The sequence below is a fragment of the Polaromonas sp. genome, from assembly GCF_036676035.1.
In the GTDB taxonomy this organism is placed as follows: Bacteria; Pseudomonadota; Gammaproteobacteria; order Burkholderiales; family Burkholderiaceae_C; genus Polaromonas.
In genome coordinates this window covers 1-15,739 of sequence record NZ_JAKFDR010000079.1, presented here as the reverse complement: position 1 = coordinate 15,739, position 15,739 = coordinate 1, and the positions used below count along the sequence as shown (strand labels likewise).

The 15,739-nt window shown below is 64.4% G+C and carries 16 protein-coding genes, 1 tRNA gene and 1 pseudogene; 13 read left to right on the top strand and 5 right to left on the bottom strand.

Annotation, left to right across the window (positions count from 1 at the left end):
* On the top strand, window positions 1-119 hold a 119-nt coding region (locus tag V6M61_RS12805), incomplete at its 5' end, for an acyl-CoA dehydrogenase family protein (protein ID WP_332776961.1).
* On the opposite strand, the gene V6M61_RS12800 is transcribed toward V6M61_RS12805, so the two are convergent.
* The gene (locus V6M61_RS12800) at window positions 109-237 is read right to left on the bottom strand and encodes a hypothetical protein (protein ID WP_332776959.1); all 129 of its coding nucleotides are present in this window, start codon (window positions 235-237) and stop codon (window positions 109-111) included. The genes V6M61_RS12805 and V6M61_RS12800 overlap by 11 nt on opposite strands.
* Before the next feature lie 40 nt (window positions 238-277).
* The gene (locus V6M61_RS12795) at window positions 278-1,330 is read right to left on the bottom strand and encodes an AraC family transcriptional regulator (protein ID WP_332776958.1); all 1,053 of its coding nucleotides are present in this window, start codon (window positions 1,328-1,330) and stop codon (window positions 278-280) included.
* 173 nt (window positions 1,331-1,503) lie between these two features.
* Between V6M61_RS12795 and V6M61_RS12790 the strand changes: the two genes are divergently transcribed.
* The 6 genes from V6M61_RS12790 (at window position 1,504) to V6M61_RS12765 (ending at window position 6,983) form a co-directional block, all read left to right on the top strand.
* On the top strand, window positions 1,504-2,352 hold the full coding sequence (locus V6M61_RS12790; RefSeq protein ID WP_332776957.1) for a TauD/TfdA dioxygenase family protein: 849 nt from the start codon (window positions 1,504-1,506) through the stop codon (window positions 2,350-2,352).
* A 25-nt stretch (window positions 2,353-2,377) separates the two neighbouring features.
* Window positions 2,378-3,298 carry an alpha/beta fold hydrolase gene (locus tag V6M61_RS12785; RefSeq protein ID WP_332776956.1) on the top strand — a complete coding sequence of 307 codons (921 nt, stop codon included), beginning with the start codon at window positions 2,378-2,380 and terminating at the stop codon, window positions 3,296-3,298.
* Window positions 3,299-3,301: 3 nt separating this feature from the next.
* Window positions 3,302-4,312, top strand: a complete 1,011-nt coding sequence (locus tag V6M61_RS12780) for a YeiH family protein (protein ID WP_332776955.1) — start codon at window positions 3,302-3,304, stop codon at window positions 4,310-4,312.
* Between the two features lie 43 nt (window positions 4,313-4,355).
* Window positions 4,356-5,612 (top strand): MFS transporter, encoded by a 1,257-nt coding sequence (locus tag V6M61_RS12775; RefSeq protein WP_332776954.1) that lies wholly within the window; start codon window positions 4,356-4,358, stop codon window positions 5,610-5,612.
* Between the two features lie 138 nt (window positions 5,613-5,750).
* On the top strand, window positions 5,751-5,960 hold the full coding sequence (locus V6M61_RS12770; protein WP_332776953.1) for a hypothetical protein: 210 nt from the start codon (window positions 5,751-5,753) through the stop codon (window positions 5,958-5,960).
* A gap of 9 nt (window positions 5,961-5,969) precedes the next feature.
* Window positions 5,970-6,983 carry an MFS transporter gene (locus tag V6M61_RS12765; protein WP_332776960.1) on the top strand — a complete coding sequence of 338 codons (1,014 nt, stop codon included), beginning with the start codon at window positions 5,970-5,972 and terminating at the stop codon, window positions 6,981-6,983.
* Window positions 6,984-7,506: 523 nt separating this feature from the next.
* Here V6M61_RS12765 and V6M61_RS12760 read toward each other — a convergent pair.
* Entirely contained in the window at window positions 7,507-8,517 is a 1,011-nt protein-coding gene (locus tag V6M61_RS12760; RefSeq protein WP_332776952.1) for an AraC family transcriptional regulator, read from the bottom strand.
* 120 nt (window positions 8,518-8,637) lie between these two features.
* On the opposite strand from V6M61_RS12760, the gene V6M61_RS12755 reads away from it, so the two are divergent.
* The 6 genes from V6M61_RS12755 to V6M61_RS12730 all read left to right on the top strand — a co-directional run bounded on the left by V6M61_RS12755 (window position 8,638) and on the right by V6M61_RS12730 (window position 14,867).
* Window positions 8,638-9,462 (top strand): SDR family NAD(P)-dependent oxidoreductase, encoded by an 825-nt coding sequence (locus V6M61_RS12755; RefSeq protein ID WP_332776951.1) that lies wholly within the window; start codon window positions 8,638-8,640, stop codon window positions 9,460-9,462.
* A 122-nt stretch (window positions 9,463-9,584) separates the two neighbouring features.
* The gene (locus tag V6M61_RS12750; RefSeq protein ID WP_332776950.1) at window positions 9,585-9,980 is read left to right on the top strand and encodes a carboxymuconolactone decarboxylase family protein; all 396 of its coding nucleotides are present in this window, start codon (window positions 9,585-9,587) and stop codon (window positions 9,978-9,980) included.
* Between the two features lie 31 nt (window positions 9,981-10,011).
* Window positions 10,012-11,061, top strand: coding sequence for a 3-keto-5-aminohexanoate cleavage protein (locus tag V6M61_RS12745; protein WP_332776949.1), 1,050 nt, complete (start codon window positions 10,012-10,014; stop codon window positions 11,059-11,061).
* 129 nt (window positions 11,062-11,190) lie between these two features.
* Window positions 11,191-12,507 (top strand): MFS transporter, encoded by a 1,317-nt coding sequence (locus V6M61_RS12740; RefSeq protein ID WP_332776948.1) that lies wholly within the window; start codon window positions 11,191-11,193, stop codon window positions 12,505-12,507.
* Between the two features lie 106 nt (window positions 12,508-12,613).
* Window positions 12,614-14,248 carry a 3-(methylthio)propionyl-CoA ligase gene (locus V6M61_RS12735; RefSeq protein WP_332776947.1) on the top strand — a complete coding sequence of 545 codons (1,635 nt, stop codon included), beginning with the start codon at window positions 12,614-12,616 and terminating at the stop codon, window positions 14,246-14,248.
* A 346-nt stretch (window positions 14,249-14,594) separates the two neighbouring features.
* The gene (locus V6M61_RS12730; RefSeq protein WP_332776946.1) at window positions 14,595-14,867 is read left to right on the top strand and encodes a hypothetical protein; all 273 of its coding nucleotides are present in this window, start codon (window positions 14,595-14,597) and stop codon (window positions 14,865-14,867) included.
* 80 nt (window positions 14,868-14,947) lie between these two features.
* Here the strand turns inward: V6M61_RS12730 and V6M61_RS12725 are convergent.
* Window positions 14,948-15,454 (bottom strand): annotated as a pseudogene (locus tag V6M61_RS12725) (aldehyde dehydrogenase family protein); the annotation flags it as partial.
* 207 nt (window positions 15,455-15,661) lie between these two features.
* A tRNA-Arg gene (locus V6M61_RS12720) sits at window positions 15,662-15,738 on the bottom strand.
* Window position 15,739: the final 1 nt, after the last annotated feature.

The following is a 15,739-nucleotide window of genomic DNA, read 5'->3' as shown; positions in this document are numbered from 1 at the left end:
ACTACCGCGTCGAGGAGATTTACCGCGACTGCAAGATTGCCGAGATCTACGAAGGGGCCAATGAGATCCAGAAGATGGTGATCGCGCGCGGCATCTTCGGCAAAGAGATCACCGGCTGATTCGCCGGCCGCTGACCCGCTCCGGACACTCCTCCGGGGCGTTGTAGCCGACGCCTTCCAGCAGCAGTTTGCGCCGCAGATTGGGTCTGTGGCTTTGCAGTTGGTCGTAGTTGGTCATGAACGCCTCGGCTGCCGGATCGGCAGCGCCACCTGCAACTTCAGTCGGGCCCTTGTGCGCTGGACGGGGATGTCGCCGCAGCGCTGGCGGCAGCAGGGTGAAGCTGCTGCCGGCGCCACTGCTGCGGAGCGAGACCGTACTGCTGCACGAACCAGCGGGTGAAGGAACCATGGCGGCTGAAGCCCAGCAGGCCGGCCACCTGGCCAATATCCAGGCGCGGGTTGGCCAGGTACTGCAGCACCAGGTCGCGGCGAATGCCGCACAACAGGCTGGAAAAGGATTCGCCGCCATCCTCGAGCTGGCGCTGCAGCTTGCGCACGCTACAGCCTCGCGCCCGCGCCAGCTGCTTGAGGGTGGCGCGACCCATGGGCAGGAAGATGTAGGTGTGCCGCTTGAGCTCGGCCAGGGTCGAGGCCGGGCTGCCGCCGGGCAACAGGTCGATGAGGTGGCGGGCGTAATTGGCCATGGCCGGGTCCGCATCCGGGTTCACCCGGTCCAGGTCCGATGCGCTCAGGGTGATCCCGTTGAAGGTGCTGGCGAATTCGCAGCGACAGCGGAACATGCGCTGGTACTCTTCCTGGGAGGGCGGCGCCGGGCGCTTGAAGTGCATCGCCAGCGGTCGCCACTGGCTGCCGGCGATGGCGCGGAACAGCTGCACGCTGGCGAACAGGTAGAGCTCGACTGCCTGGGTAGTGGGCAGCTTGCCTGCGGTCAGCAGCTCCACGCGCACTACCACGCTGTCCTGCTGTTCGTCGACATACTGAACTGCCGCTTCGTTGAGCAGGTGCATGTACTGCTGGGCGACGCGCAGGGCATCGCGGATGCTGCGTTGCTGGGTGAGCAACAGCCCGGCGACGCCGAATTCGGACAGTTGGCGGACCCTCGCCAGGCGCAGGCCGAAGGTGGCGCAGCCGCTCGCCTGGGCGGACTCTTCCAACAGGCCGATCACCGCATCGCCGGGGATCAGCCGGTCGGGGTTCTCCAGCAAGTCGATGGACAGACCGACCTGGCGCAGCAGCGCCTGCGGGTCGAGGCCCAGTTCGCGGGCCACCTTGGGGTAGTTCGTCAGAATTCCGGCGCGCATCATCAGCATCTGCAGTCTTCCGGTGGCGAGATTCGAGGGGGAACGCGATGGCTCGGTAGTGCGTGAAATGATAAACGAATGGCACGATATGAGAAACACGGGGCGGTCGATCCCCCTAGACTCAAAAGTGTTCGCTGATGGCCATCCGTCGGCTGTTCACAGCATCCCGCCAGGAGTCATGAATGAAAGTAGAACAACTAACCTGCGCCCTGGGCGCCGAACTGAAGAACGTCAAACTCACCGAAGCCATCACTAACGACGACCTGTTCGGTGAGATGAAGGAGCTGCTGCTCAAGCACAAGGTGCTGTTCCTGCGCGATCAGGATATCAGCGACAGGGAGCATGCCGCCTTCGCCCGTCGCTTTGGCGAATTGGAAGCCCATCCGCTGGCCGCCAGTGCTGACACGGAGCCGGGCGTCATCCATATCTGGAAATCTCCGGATAGCCCGCCCGAGCGCTACGAGAACAGCTGGCACACCGATGCCACCTGGCGCGAATGCCCTCCTATGGGCGCGGTGCTGCGTTGCGTGGAGCGCCCGGAAGTGGGCGGTGACACCATGTGGGCCAACATGGAGCTGGCCTACGAGCGCCTGCCCGACCATATCAAGGAAATCATTGCCGACCTGCGGGGGCGCCACAGCATGGAGTCCACCTTCATGGCCGCCAAGCCGATCGACGAGCGCCTGGCGATGAAGGCGCGCTACCCGGATCCCGAGCACCCGGTGGTGCGTACCCATCCGGAAACTGGCAAGAAGAGCCTGTTGACCGGCGGCTTCCTGACCCACTTCACCAACTTCCACACGGCGAAGAACGTGCGCTACGGCCAGGACTGGCACCCCGGCGCCTTCAACCTGATGGAGTACCTGATTAGCCAGTCCGCCATCCCGGAATACCAGGTGCGCTGGCGCTGGACGCCGAACGCTGTGGCGCTGTGGGACAACCGCTGCACTCAGCACTACGCGGTGATGGACTACCCGCCGTGCCACCGCAAGATGAACCGCGCCACCATCATCGGCGACAAGCCGTTCTGATGAGTGCCGATCCCCGGCAACAGTCATGGCGACTATTGCCGGGGCATTTGCGTTTCATTTTTTATTTTTCTGCCCTGCGGAGTTCCAGATGCCACACGAACTGACCCATCACTACGCCGACCTCGGCGAAGTGCGCATGCACTATGTCACCGCCGGCAGCGGCCCCAGCCTGGTCATGCTGCATGGCTGGCCGCAGACCTGGTTCATGTGGCGCGACGTGATCCCGGCCCTGGCCGAGCACTACCGGGTGGTGGCCGTGGACCTGCGCGGGCTGGGCGATTCCTCGCGGCCGCTGGGCGGCTACGACACCACCACCGTCAGCCAGGACATCTGGCGGTTGATGACCGAGGTGCTGGGCGAATCGCGCTTCCTCGTCGCCGCGCACGACTGGGGTGGCCCGGTGGCCTATGCCCTGGCCGCGCAACATCGCGAGGCGGTGCGGGCCATGGCCATCCTCGATGTGCCGGTGCCGGGCGACGGCACCCCGCTGGCGGGCATAGCGCGCTGGCATTACGGCTTCCACAGCGAACTGGATCTGCCCGAGGCCCTGGTGGCCGGGCGCGAGGCGCTCTACCTCAACTGGGCCTTCGACAAGGCCGCTGCCCGTCCCGATGCAATCAGTGCCGAGGCCCGCCAGGAGTACATCCGCACCTATTCCCAGCCGGGCGCGATGCGCGCCGGCTTCAACTACTACCGTGCGCTGCCGCAGGACGTGGAGACCCACCAGCGCTACCTCGCCGACGGCAAGCTGCAGATGCCGATCCTGGTCTACGGTGGCGGCGATGCCAAGAGCGGCCGGGCCAATGCCGCGCTGGACTCCTGGCAGCGCGTCGGCACCGACGTCAGCGGCGGCATCGCCGATGGCTGCGGACACTGGATCGCCGAGGAGCGGCCGCAATGGGTGGCCGAGCGCTTCCTGGAATTCTTTGCCCGAGTGCAGGACTGAACCATGCGCATGCCTGATCTGGGTGCCTGGCGGGCGCGGGGGAGCGAGTTGTTCCCCGGCATCATGGCCAGCCTGATAGTGGGTGCCGCCGCCAGCTACCTGGCCGAGCATTACGCCACGCCCAAGCTGCTGCTGGCGCTGCTGCTCGGCATGGCCATGAACTTTCTGGCCGATGAAGGCCGCTGCAAGGCCGGTATCGAGTTCACCGCCCGGCAGATCCTGCGCTTCGGCGTGGCCCTGCTGGGGCTGCGCATCACCCTGGAGCAGGTCCTGTCGCTGGGCTGGTCGCCGTTGCTGATGGTGGTCGGTGGTGTCGTGCTGACCATCGGCATCTCGGTGCTGATGGCGCGGGTGCTGGGCTTTACCTGGATGTTCGGCATGCTCACCGGTGGCGCCACCGCGATCTGCGGCGCCTCGGCGGCACTGGCGCTGTCGGCCGCGCTGCCGGCCAACGCGAAAAAGGAGCGCGCCACGCTGTTCACCGTGATCGGCGTATCGGCCTTGTCGACCCTGGCGATGATTCTCTACCCGACCATAGCCCGCAGTCTGGGCTTCGACGAGCAGGCTGCGGGGATCTTCCTCGGTGGCACCATCCACGACGTGGCCCAGGTGGTCGGCGCCGGCTACAGCATGGGCAGCGAAACCGGCGACACGGCCACCGTCATCAAGCTGATGCGCGTGGCCATGCTGCTGCCGGTGATCCTCTGCACGACCCTGATCACCCGTGCCAGCCAGGGCGCCGCCGGGGCGCAGAAACCGCCCCTGCTGCCGGGCTTTGCCGTCGGGTTCGTGGTGCTGGCAGCGATCAACAGTACCGGCTGGCTGCCGCCGGCCCTTCCGGCGCTGGGCAGCGAGCTTTCCCAGGTGTGCCTGGTCACGGCCATCGCCGCGCTGGGTATGAAGACCCGTCTGCAGGAACTGGCCAGCGTCGGCGTGCGGCCCATACTGCTGATGATCATGGAGTCGGCGGTGCTGGTGGGGCTGTTCGTGGCCTTCCTGCATCTGGCCGACTGAACCCTGAACCGACCCCGGAACCCTCCTCCCTGGAGTTATAACAATGCTAAGACGTTTTCCGCGGACCGTGCTGGGTGTGCTGCTGTTGATCAACATCCTCGGCTATATCGACCGCACCATGCTGCTCGGCTTCTCGCCGCAGATCACCGAGGACATCGACCTCAACAACACCCAGTTCGGTTTCCTCTCCGGCGCGGTCTGGGTGTTCAGCTACAGCATCATGGTGCTGGTGCTGGGCTCAATGGCCGACCGTTTCAGCCGGACCCGGATCATCGCCGGCGGCATGCTGATCTGGAGCATCTGCACCGTGCTCTCGGGGCTGGCGCAGAACTTCGAGCAGATGGCGATGGCCCGTTTCATGGTGGCGGCTGGGGAGGCGGCCCTGGTGCCCTCGGCGATGGCGCTGATCGCCGACCTGTTCGACGGTCGCCATCGCAGCACGGCCAACGGCCTGTTCTTCATGGGCATCCCGATCGGTGTCGGCCTGTCCTACCTGCTCAGCGGCACAGTGGGGGCGGAGTTCGGCTGGCGGCATACCTTCATGGGGCTGGGCGTGGTCGGCATCGTCATCGCGACCTGCCTGTGGTTCGCCAAGGATGATGGCGGCGGCGCCGATGCCGAGCATGGCGAGGCCTTCCTGCCGCAGATGAAGGCCATCCTCGCCGAGTTGCGTGCGCAGCCGGCGCTGTGCTTCGCCATTGCCGGCTTCGTGCTCATTCACCTGGTCTATGCGCAGAACTCCTTCGTACAGTTGTGGCTGGTGCGCGAACTGGGCGCCCAGGAGGCCACGATCGCCAAGCAGATCGGCCTGCTGCAGATCGCCTTCGGCTGCATCGGCGCCGTCGGCGGCGGTATCGCGGCCGACCGCCTGGCCAAGGGCAGCCGCCTGCGCCTGGCCGCCTTCCCGTTGCTGTCGCTGCTGATCTGTCTGCCGCTGATGTTGCTGGGGCGCTTTGCCGATCTGGGCAGCCCGCTGCTCTATATCGGCCTGGCCGCCAGCTTCTTCCTGCCCTTCTCGGTGTACGGCAGCACGCTCAGCCTGATCCAGGGCAGCGTGCCGCACAGCATGCGGGCCTCGATCATCGGCTTCACCATGATGTGCCTGAACGTGGTGGCCATCGCCCTGGGTACCGTGCTGCTCGGTGTCTCCAGCGACTGGTTGGCGGCGCACCAGCATGCCAACCCGTTGCAGACGGTGCTGGTAGCCAGCGACCTGCTGGTCGGCCTGGCGATCCTCTGCTTCCTGTTGACCGTTCGTGCGGTTGCGCGGGTCAGGGGGCTCGAACCGGCCTCGGCCTGAGGTCGGTTCGTTCTCCGCGGAGCCGGGCCGTCTTGGCCCCGCTCCACTTCTCCACACCGCGCATGCCACCGGATCTGCAACCGTTGCGGGGGCGGGCGAAGGTCCTGACCCGGTTATGCCCCGCATGAGAGTGCCGATGTGACTGGTGCTTTGCCGCCATCCGGCAGGATGCCGCCGCCACCCCTGCTTGCCGGGCTCGTTGCGGCGCTGGCCAGCCTCGGCCAGTTTTCCATTTCGGCCTACCTGCCCGGCTTCGACGAGATAGGCCGGTCGCTGAGCGCCAGCTCGGCACAGGTGCAGTACTCACTGACCGCCTACCTGGTGCCCTTCGCCGTGGCAATGCTATAGCATGGAGCCATTGCCGATGCGCTGGGCCGACGCCACTTCATTCTCTGCGGCCTGCTGGTATTCCTGCTCGCCTCGTTGATCTGCACCTTCGCCGACAGCATCGAATTGCTGTATGTCGGGCGCGCCCTGCCGGGGGTGAGCGCCGGGATCGGTTTGGTCGTGGGCCGGACCATGATCAGCGACCTGTACGAGGGCAGGGCGGCGCAACGGCAGATGGCGCTGTTCGCCATCTTCTTCACCCTGTCACCGGCGGTGGCACCGATCTGCGGTGGCTGGCTGCTGCCGTTGGGCGGCTGGCGCAGTATCTTCGCCTTGCTCGCGGCGATCACCGCCGTGCTGTGGCTGGCCTGTTGGTACTGGCTGCCGGAAACCCTGCCACGAGCAAGGCGTCAGTCCCTGCATCCGCTGCAGTTGGCCAGGGGCTTTGCTGGGCTGCTCGGCCACCGCTACTTCATGCTGATCGCGCTGAGCAATGCGGCGGTGAATGCGGCCATCTATCTCTATGTGCTGGCGGCTCCCACCCTGGTGACCCAGCACCTGGGCCTTAGCCCGCAGTCCTTCGGCTGGGTCTTTATCCCGCTGGTCGGCGGCATGTTCTGTGGTGCGCTGCTAGCTTTCCGGCTCGCCTCGAGCCTGGCGCCCGGCAGCGGAATCCTGCTCGGTCACGGGCTGATGAGCCTGGCCAACCTGATCAACATAGGCCTGGCCATCTGGCTGGCGCCGGGCCTGCCCTGGACGATCCTGACGCTGCCGCTGTTCGCCCTGGGCATGACCCTGACCCAGCCGGCCCTGCAACTGTTTGCCCTGGAGTGCTTCGCGGATCGCCGGGGCCTGGCTTCCAGTGGCTACGCGACCCTGCAGCAGGGCGTCAATGCCCTGTCCTCGGCCCTGATCGTGCCGCTGCTGCTGGCTAGCACGCTCGACCTGGCGCTGGGGGTCGCCGCGTTGCAGGTGCTGGCGCTGCTGATCTACGGGCTTGCCTGCCGGGAAGGTCCGCGCCAGCTGCGCAGGGCCGGGCCATGAAGCGCTGGGCCCGGCTCCTGGCGCAGAGCGCGCATCGTGGCTCGGTGTCGAGCGGCCGCTTGGCGCTCTGTCGCGTGCCTATCAGGTTGCTGGAGAGGGGTGGACGATACCTGCAGCGGGCTCTCGGATGATGGCCGCGGCCGACGCGCGCAGGCAGAACCTGCGCACTGCTGTTTCCCTGTGCGGGGCCGCCGGCATCAGCGGCTGCCGGGGTTGGCCTCGGCAGCCAGGCTCGACTTCTGTGGGGCGCCGCCGTGTCCGTGACTCCAAGTGCCCCCTGCCGCCTGACGGGTACAGAACAGGTACGGCCCCCCAATAACGAAAAAGCCCCACCTTGCGGGCATGTCGGCCAAAGCATGTCGAAGACTCTATACATCGTCATGCTTCTCAAACCCAAGCACGCTGTCGTCTGCATACCGCACAGCAATCTTCTCGCCTGCTGCAGTTCACCCACGCCATTGTTTGCTCCACAAGTCCATCACGGAGGCCGAAGGCAATCAGCGCCTGCTGGGCTTGATACCGCCTAATCCCGTTGTTTGCCTTGACGAACTCGCCAGGTCGAGGGGCTGCAACCGAACTGCCGACTGAACCAGCGAGAAAACGCGCTGAGTTCGGAAAAGCCCAGCACGCCGGCAATCTCGCTCAAGGGATGATCAGAGCTTTCCAGATGGCGCATCGCCAATTCCGCGCGCACCTGATCCAGCAACGAGGAAAAGGTTTCGCCCTCACGCTCCAGCTGCCGATGCAGCGTGCGCCGGTCACGCCCCAGGTTCGCTGCCACCCGCTCTACCGAGCAGCGCCCGGTCGGCAGCAGCATCCAGATCATCTGCCGTACCTGCTCTAGCAGCGCTTTCTTGGATTCTTCGCGGATACTTTCCAGGTACTGATGAACGTAGCGGGCCATGTCCGGATCGGCGCTGGGCAGGGCTTTGTCGAGATCGCTGCTGCGGCAGACGAGGCCGTCCATCAGGCTGTTGAACTGCACCGAGGTGCCGAACAAGCGGCGGTGGCGGCTGTCGTCCAGCGGCGGGGCATGACGGAAACAGACCACTGAAGGGTGCCAGTGGTTGCCAAGCAAGGTCTTCAGCAGGCAGTGGGTAACCGCCACCGACAGCTCCATCGCCTGACGCACGGACAGGTTGCCCACCGTGACCTGCTCAATGCGCAACACCACCACGCCGCCGCTCCCCTCGATATTCAGCACCAAGCCCTGGTTGTGCAGGTAGAGGAAGTCGCGGAAGGCTTCCAGGGCCGAGCGGATAGTCGGCTCGTCGCGCCAGAGCAGCGCCAGCGGCCCGAGGTTGGACAGTTTGCGAGTTTCCGCCATGCGCAGGCCGAAATCGTCCACGCCGGCCGCGCGTGCCGAATTGTCCAGCAGGCGCACCACCGCTTCGGTGGGAATCTTCAGGTCGGGGTCCTGCAGGCTGCGCGGATCGAGGCCGACGAGACGCAACTGCTGCATCGGATCGAGGCCGAATGAGCGGGCGATTTCCGCGTAGTTGGTGAGGCTGGCACTGCGAACGAGACTGAACATAAGCGACTTACCAATCCGGGACAGTGATTTGCCAGCTTAGCAAGTCGATGTCCCGTTAGGTCAAGTCAAAAGTCGACGCAGGGGCGACACTGGGGCATCCCCCAAGCGGAGTACCCCTGAATGAAGCTGAACAATCGTGTTGCATTGGTTACCGGCGGCGCTGGCGGGCTGGGCAAGGCCATCGCCTTGCGCATGGCTGACGAAGGCGCCCATGTGATCATCTGCGATATCAACGAGCAAGCCCTCGACTCCACCCGCGCCGAGATCGAGAGCCGCGGCGCGCAGTGCCTGGCCCTGCGCTGCGATGTCTCCTCGAGCGCCGAGGTCGAGGCCATGTTCGCCCGGATCGACGAACGCTTCGGCCCCCTGCATATCCTGGTCAACAACGCGGCAATGGTGCCGGCTCAGGCCCATGATGAAGTGCGGCGCCAGCGCCATTACGCGCTGGTGACCCAGCCGATTGCCCGTCAGTCGCTGGAGATCACCCGCAACATGGACGATGCGGAATGGAAGCGCTACTGGGCGGTGAATGTCGACGGCGTGTTCTATTGCACCCGCGCCGCCCTCAATCGCATGGAGCCGCAGCGCTACGGCAAGATCGTCAACATCGCCAGCATTGCCGGCATCTCCGCCATGAGTGCGCACAGCCCGCACTACTCGGCGACCAAGGGGGCGGTGATCGCCTTTACCCGTTCGGTGGCCTACGAGGTGGCCGGCGCCAATGTGCAGGTCAATGCCATCTGCCCCGGCGGCGTGCGCACCCCGGCCTTCGATCAGTTCCTCGCCAATCAATCGCCCGAGCAACTCGATGTGCTCAGCCAGATCCTGCCGCTGGGGCGGATCGGTGAGCCCGAGGAGTATGCGGCGCTGGTGACGCACCTGGCGTCCGACGAGTGCTACCTGGTGGGCTCGATCATCAATGCCTCCGGTGGCACCTACATCTGAGGCTATCCAGTCGGATCGACAGCCTGTCCCGAGTTGTCAAGTGGATGTCCCGCAGAGTCAATCTGCAGCCCTCCGGCCGCTCTAGAATCGACTAATTCCAGGTTTCTACGAAGGATTCACACATGAATAGCGATCTGCCTAAGTCCCCAATCTGCGACGCCCTGCGCGAGGCCGGCAACTGGAATCCCACTTGGGACGCGCTGGCTGAGCTGGATAGTGAGTGGATGGAGAAGTTCCTCGGCATGGCAGTGCACCCTATGCGCCAGGGCGTGTTGGAGCCCAAGACCATCGAGTTAATCGCCATCGCCGTCGATGTTTCCTGCACCCATATGTTTGCTCCCGGCGTGCGCCGGCATATCCGCAAGGCCTTGGAGCTGGGGGTGAGCGTCGAGGAGATTCTGGCCGTGCTGCAGCTGACCTCCGTGCTGGGCATCCACAGCATGGCCCTAGGCGCACCGATGTTGATTGAGGAGGCACAGAAGTTGGCCAGTGACGGCCCCGTGCAGGGCACTTACTAACATCCGGACACCATAAGACGAGGTTACCTCCATGTTTTACACCCACGACTCGCTGTTCCCGGAAAACCAGGAAAAACTGATCATCTCCGTTGCCCCCTACGGCCCTGAGTGGGTGCCGTCCGATTTCCCGGAAGACATCCCGGTGAGCATGGACGAGCAGGTGCAGAAGGCGGTCGACTGCTATAACGCCGGCGCCACGCTGCTCCACGTGCATGTGCGCGAAGCCGACGGCAAGGGCTCCAAGCGCATGTCGATGTTCAACGAGCTGCTCCATCGCCTGCGTGAAGCCGTGCCGAAGATGATTCTGCAGGTCGGCGGCTCGATTTCCTTCGCCCCCGAGCCTGGTGCAAGCGCCAAGTGGCCTGCCAACGATTCGCGGCATGCCCTGGCCCTGCTCGAGCCCAAGCCGGACCAGGTGACCATCGCCATCAACACCAGCCAGATGAATATCACCGAGCTGCTGACCGCCCAGGACGTGGAGGGCACCTCGCTGGCCGATCCGGCCATGTGCGCGGCCTTCCGCGACATGTACCTGGAGGCCGGTCCGAGCTTCGTCGAAACCAACCTGCGCCTGCTCTGCGAGAACGGCATCCAGCCGTTCTTCATGCTCGGCCATGTGCACCAGCTGGAAACCGTCGAGCACATCGTGCGCAACGGTCTCTACAAGGGGCCGCTGAACCTCTGCTACGTCGGTATTGGCGGCGGTGCGGCCGGTCGTCACCCGGCCGACCTGGTCGAATTCGCCCGCCGCGTGCCGGACGGTGCGGTGCTGACCAACGAGTCGATCATGCGCAGCATGTTCCCGACCAACGCCATCGCCATTGCCATGGGCCATCACGTGCGCGTCGGCATCGAGGACGGCCTGACCGGCCCGCGTTACGAGCGCATGACCTCGGTGCAGCAGATCGAGTGGTGCGTGAAGCAGGCCCAGCACCTGGGCCGCGACATCGCCAGCGCCGACGAAGCGCGCGCCACCATGAAGATTGGCCAGACCTATGCCAGCACCGATGAAACCCTAAAGGCCCTGGGTTGGGCACCGAATCGCAAACCCGGTCAGCGCGGCCAGCTGATGTGGGACTAGCCTGAGACCGATGGGGCGCCCTAGTCGCGCGCCCCATCCCTGGTTATGTGACTGTCCGGCTGCTGCCTATACGCAGCCGCCGGGGGTAGTCCGAACAATAGCCAGCGATAATCTGGCAGGAGAAACAGCATGGCCTTGCTCATGAGCAGCACCGACAACAGCCGGGACGACGAGGCGCCCAAGGTCTCGCTCGGTTATGCCTGGCTGGTGTTCGCCCTGACCTTTGGTCTGATGCTGTCCGACTACATGTCGCGCCAGGTGATCAATGCGGTATTCCCCTCGCTCAAGGTCGAATGGGCGCTGACCGATACCCAGCTGGGTGCCCTGGTCGGCGTTGTTGCCCTGACCGTCGGGGTGATGAGCTTCCCCATCTCGCTGATGGCCGATCGCTGGGGCCGGGTCAAGAGCGCCACCCTCATGGCCATCGTCTGGGGCCTGGCCACCGTGGCTTGCGGCCTGAGCGGCAACTTCCTGGCAATGTTCGTGGCACGCGCCCTGGTAGGCCTGGGGGAGGCCGGTTACGGCAGCGCCGGCGGCGCCATCCTGCTCAGCGTATTCCCGCGACGCCTGCACTCCACTGTGGTCGGTGCCTTCCTTGCCGCTGCGCTGTTCGGCTCGGTGCTCGGGGTGGTGTTCGGCGGCGTGCTGGCCCAGCACTATGGCTGGCGCATGGCCTTTATCGTGGTCGGTGCCGGTGGCTTGATCCTCGCGCTGATCTACCCCCTGGTGGTGCGTGAGCCGACCCGGGCTAAGGCACAGAGCACGACCGAGCGCCTGCCGCTGAAGACGGTTATTCGCCAGTTGCTGACTACCCGTACCGCCCTCTGGACATACCTGGGTTCGGGCCTGCAGATGTTTATCCAGGGTGCGGTAGTTGCCTGGATTCCCAGCTACCTCAATCGCTTCCACGGCATGGACATGGCCAAGTCGGCCACCGTGGCTGGCGTGCTGCTGCTGGCCGCCGGTCTCGGCATGATCTTCGGCGGCATGCTCGCCGACCGCCTGAGCCGTCACAACCAACGTAATCGCCTGCTTGTGCCGATGGTCTATGCACTGATCTCGGGCGTCATCCTGCTGGTGGCCTTCTCTCTGCCGAACAGCCCGCTGCAACTGGTAGTGATCGCCTGCGGCCTGCTGATCGGTGGCGGTTTCGCCGGGCCCTCCGGAGCCGTGGTGTCGGATGTCACTCATGCCTCCATTCGCGCCTCGGCGCTGGCCACCCTGGTGCTGGCCAACAACATCGTCGGTCTGGCGCCTGGTCCATTCATCACCGGCCTGCTGGCTGACCTGTTCAATCTGCAGGTGGCCATGTCGGTGGTGCCGCTGGTCAGCCTGGGTGCCGCCTATGCCTATTACCGTGCCAGCCAGCGCTACCTCGACGACATGACCGCCGCTAGCGCCGACGCTGCCGGCAACAACCATGCGCCTGTTGCATGCAATAGCTGAACTGCCCGCGGTCCTGGTTGCCGCGAGCAGCGCGTGAACTTCACCCTTGGTCAGCGGTATGCCAACGATCAGATACAACAAGTCCAATAAAATGAGGTGATTCTTGATGCTTGGCCTGATGCAACACCAACCTCTGCTGATTTCATCCCTGCTGGAGCACGCCTGCGTCTCCCACCCGGATGCTCAGATCGTCTCGCGTACAGTCGAGGGTCCGATCCATCGCTGCAGCTATGCCGATATCGGCCGTCGTGCCAAGCAGGTCGCCAATGCCATGACCACTCTTGGCGTGCAGCCTGGCGAGCGCATCGGCACCCTGGCCTGGAACGGTTATCGGCACATGGAGCTGTATTTCGGTGTTTCCGGCATGGGTGCGGTGCTGCACACCATCAACCCGCGCCTATTCCCGGAACAGATCGAGTTCATTGCCAACCATGCCGATGATCAGTACCTGTTCTTCGACCTGAGTTTCGCCGCCCTGGTCGAGGAACTGGCGCCCAAGCTGCCGACAGTCAAAGCCTTTATCGCGTTGTGCGACCGTGCCCACATGCCGGACATCAAAGTCGCCAACCTGCGTTGCTATGAAGAGCTGATCGTCGAGCAGCCCGAGCAGTTCGACTGGCCGCTGCTGGATGAAAACAGCGCCTCGTCGATGTGCTACACCTCCGGCACCACCGGCAACCCCAAGGGCGTGCTGTATTCGCACCGTTCCTCCCTATTGCACTCGCTGATGTCGTGCACCTCCGAGGGTTTTGCCCTGTCGGCCGCCGATGCCGCACTGCTGGTGGTGCCGATGTTCCACGTCAATGCCTGGGGCATGCCTTATGCCGGTGCCCTGTGTGGTGCCAAGCTGGTGCTGCCGGGCCCGGCCTTGGACGGTGCCAGCCTCTACCAACTGATGCGCGACGAACGCGTGACCCTGGCCTTGGGTGTGCCCACCGTGTGGATGATGCTGCAGCAGCATGCCGAAGCTGGCGGCCTCAATCCCCGCGACGAGCTGTGCCTGAACCGCGTGGTGATTGGCGGCGCCGCTGCACCGCGTGCCGTGGTCGAATGTTTCGAGCGCCACTTCGATGCGCGGGTGATGCATGCCTGGGGCATGACCGAGATGTCGCCGCTCGGCACCGTCTGCCACCCGCTGCCCAAGCATGCCAACGCCAGTCTGGAGCAGCGCCTCGACCTGCAGGCCAAGCAGGGCCGCGCGCTGTTCGGCGTGTCGATGAAGATCACCGACGGAGCGGGCAACGACCTGCCGCGTGATGGCCGCGCCTTCGGCCACCTGCTGGTTAAGGGCCCGTGGATCGCCAGCAGTTACTTCCGTGGCGAAGGTGGCCCCATTCTCGACCAGGACGGCTGGTTCGACACCGGCGACATCGCCACCATCGACCCGGACGGCTACATGCAGATCACCGACCGCGCCAAGGACGTGATCAAGTCCGGTGGAGAGTGGATCTCCTCCATCGATCTGGAAAACGCCGCCGTCGGCCACCCCGCCGTCGCCGAAGCCGCGGTGATTGGCATCGCCCATCCCAAATGGCAGGAACGTCCGCTGCTGGTGGTGGTGCTCAAGGCCGGGCAGGCCGCCAGCCGCGAAGAGCTGCTGGGTTTCCTCGGTGACAAGGTGGCGCGCTGGTGGCTGCCCGATGACGTGGTGTTCGTCGACGAACTGCCGCACACGGCGACCGGCAAGCTGCAGAAGCTCAAGCTGCGCGAGCAGTTCCGCGACTATCGGTTTGCCGAGTAACCCCTTGTGCAGCGCCGGACCTGACCCTTCCAGCCAGGCCCGTACGCTGGACCACTGTCATTCTGCAGCCCAACCACAATAAAGATGAAAATACATTAATAATCAAATACTTATATCCATGTGACGCAGCCTGCTGGCCTCGTCCATTTTGGCGGCCGCCATGCCAGCCGCTCAGGTCTTCGAATTCTGCAGCGGCAGTGACGGCTGGAATGTAGGTTGCTAGCTGGTATGCAAGGCCCAATGGATCTCATGTCCCCTGGCATGCGCTGGGATCCGTTGAACCAGGTTTCACGCTGCTCCGCTTGCCCGGTCGACGTCGGGCAGACTTTGCGCCGATCTGAATGCCGTGCATTTCCCCACTGCCGAACAAGGCTGGGCGGTGGGCAACGATGGCGTGATCCTGCACAGCAATGACGCCGGCGCGACCTGGAGCAAGCAGCTTGACGGCCGTGAAATCGGCGCTTTGCTGGTGCAGCATTACGGCGCCCTGGCCAGTGCCGAGTCGGCCAACGAGCAATGGTCGCTGCTGGTCAACCAGGGCTTCTACCAGGCGAATGAGGCTTTGGCCGAGCGTATCTGGCAGTCAATTGTCGAACTTCGTTCGCAACAGTTGCGCTAGCGAGTGCAGAAGCCCGGAACTGCATGGCTGACCGGGCGGGGAGTGCGGAGGTTCGCGTGCATGCGCCCCTCCGGGGGGGATCAGAAGAAGCCGAGCGGGTTGATGTCGTAGCTCACCAGCAGGTTCTTGGTCTGCTGGTAGTGTTCGAGCATCATCTTGTGCCCTTCGCGGCCGAAGCCGGATTTCTTGTAGCCGCCGAAGGCGGCATGTGCGGGGTACAGGTGGTAGCAGTTGGTCCAGACACGCCCGGCCTTGATCGCGCGTCCCATGCGGTCGGCGCGGTTGATGTCGCGCGTCCATAAGCCGGCGCCGAGGCCGAGCTCGGTGTCGTTGGCGATCGCCAGCGCTTCGGCTTCATCCTTGAAGGTGGTGACGCCGATTACCGGGCCGAAGATCTCCTTCTGGAAGACGTGCATCTTGTTGTGGCCCTTGAGCAGGGCCGGCTGGATGTGGTAGCCGCTGGCGAGCAGTTCGGCACCTTCCTGCTGGGTGATTTCAAGGTAGGAGAGGATTTTCTCGAACTGCTGCTGCGAGGCCTGGGCGCCGACCATGGACTCGGTGTCCAGCGGGTCGCCACGCTTGATGGCCAGCGATGCGGTGCTCAAGTCGTCACTGCAGCAGAGCATGAGGGGGGCATGTTGGGCTGAGTCATTCGCTGAGAAGTAAGTCTTCTCGGCCCTTCTAGCCCACGAGGCCAGACAACCCATACTTAATGGTGCGGCACGGTTTAGGCACAGAATTGGCACAGCCCAAAACAAAAGGGCCTAGGTTTTCACCTAAGCCCTTGTTTTATATGGTGCACCAGGCGGGATTCGAACCCACGACCACTGCCTTCGGAGGGCAGTACTCTATCCAGCTGAGCTACTGGTGCA

Coding starts and splice junctions, on each gene's coding strand:
- V6M61_RS12750 (WP_332776950.1), top strand. CDS start 9,585: ATGAATAGCGATCTGCCTAAGTCCCCAATCTGCGACGCCCTGCGCGAG.
- V6M61_RS12795 (WP_332776958.1), bottom strand. CDS start 1,330: ATGCTGATGATGCGCGCCGGAATTCTGACGAACTACCCCAAGGTGGCC.
- V6M61_RS12735 (WP_332776947.1), top strand. CDS start 12,614: ATGCTTGGCCTGATGCAACACCAACCTCTGCTGATTTCATCCCTGCTG.
- V6M61_RS12790 (WP_332776957.1), top strand. CDS start 1,504: ATGAAAGTAGAACAACTAACCTGCGCCCTGGGCGCCGAACTGAAGAAC.
- V6M61_RS12775 (WP_332776954.1), top strand. CDS start 4,356: ATGCTAAGACGTTTTCCGCGGACCGTGCTGGGTGTGCTGCTGTTGATC.
- V6M61_RS12785 (WP_332776956.1), top strand. CDS start 2,378: ATGGCGACTATTGCCGGGGCATTTGCGTTTCATTTTTTATTTTTCTGC.
- V6M61_RS12745 (WP_332776949.1), top strand. CDS start 10,012: ATGTTTTACACCCACGACTCGCTGTTCCCGGAAAACCAGGAAAAACTG.
- V6M61_RS12755 (WP_332776951.1), top strand. CDS start 8,638: ATGAAGCTGAACAATCGTGTTGCATTGGTTACCGGCGGCGCTGGCGGG.
- V6M61_RS12740 (WP_332776948.1), top strand. CDS start 11,191: ATGGCCTTGCTCATGAGCAGCACCGACAACAGCCGGGACGACGAGGCG.
- V6M61_RS12760 (WP_332776952.1), bottom strand. CDS start 8,517: ATGTTCAGTCTCGTTCGCAGTGCCAGCCTCACCAACTACGCGGAAATC.
- V6M61_RS12780 (WP_332776955.1), top strand. CDS start 3,302: ATGCGCATGCCTGATCTGGGTGCCTGGCGGGCGCGGGGGAGCGAGTTG.
- V6M61_RS12800 (WP_332776959.1), bottom strand. CDS start 237: ATGACCAACTACGACCAACTGCAAAGCCACAGACCCAATCTGCGGCGC.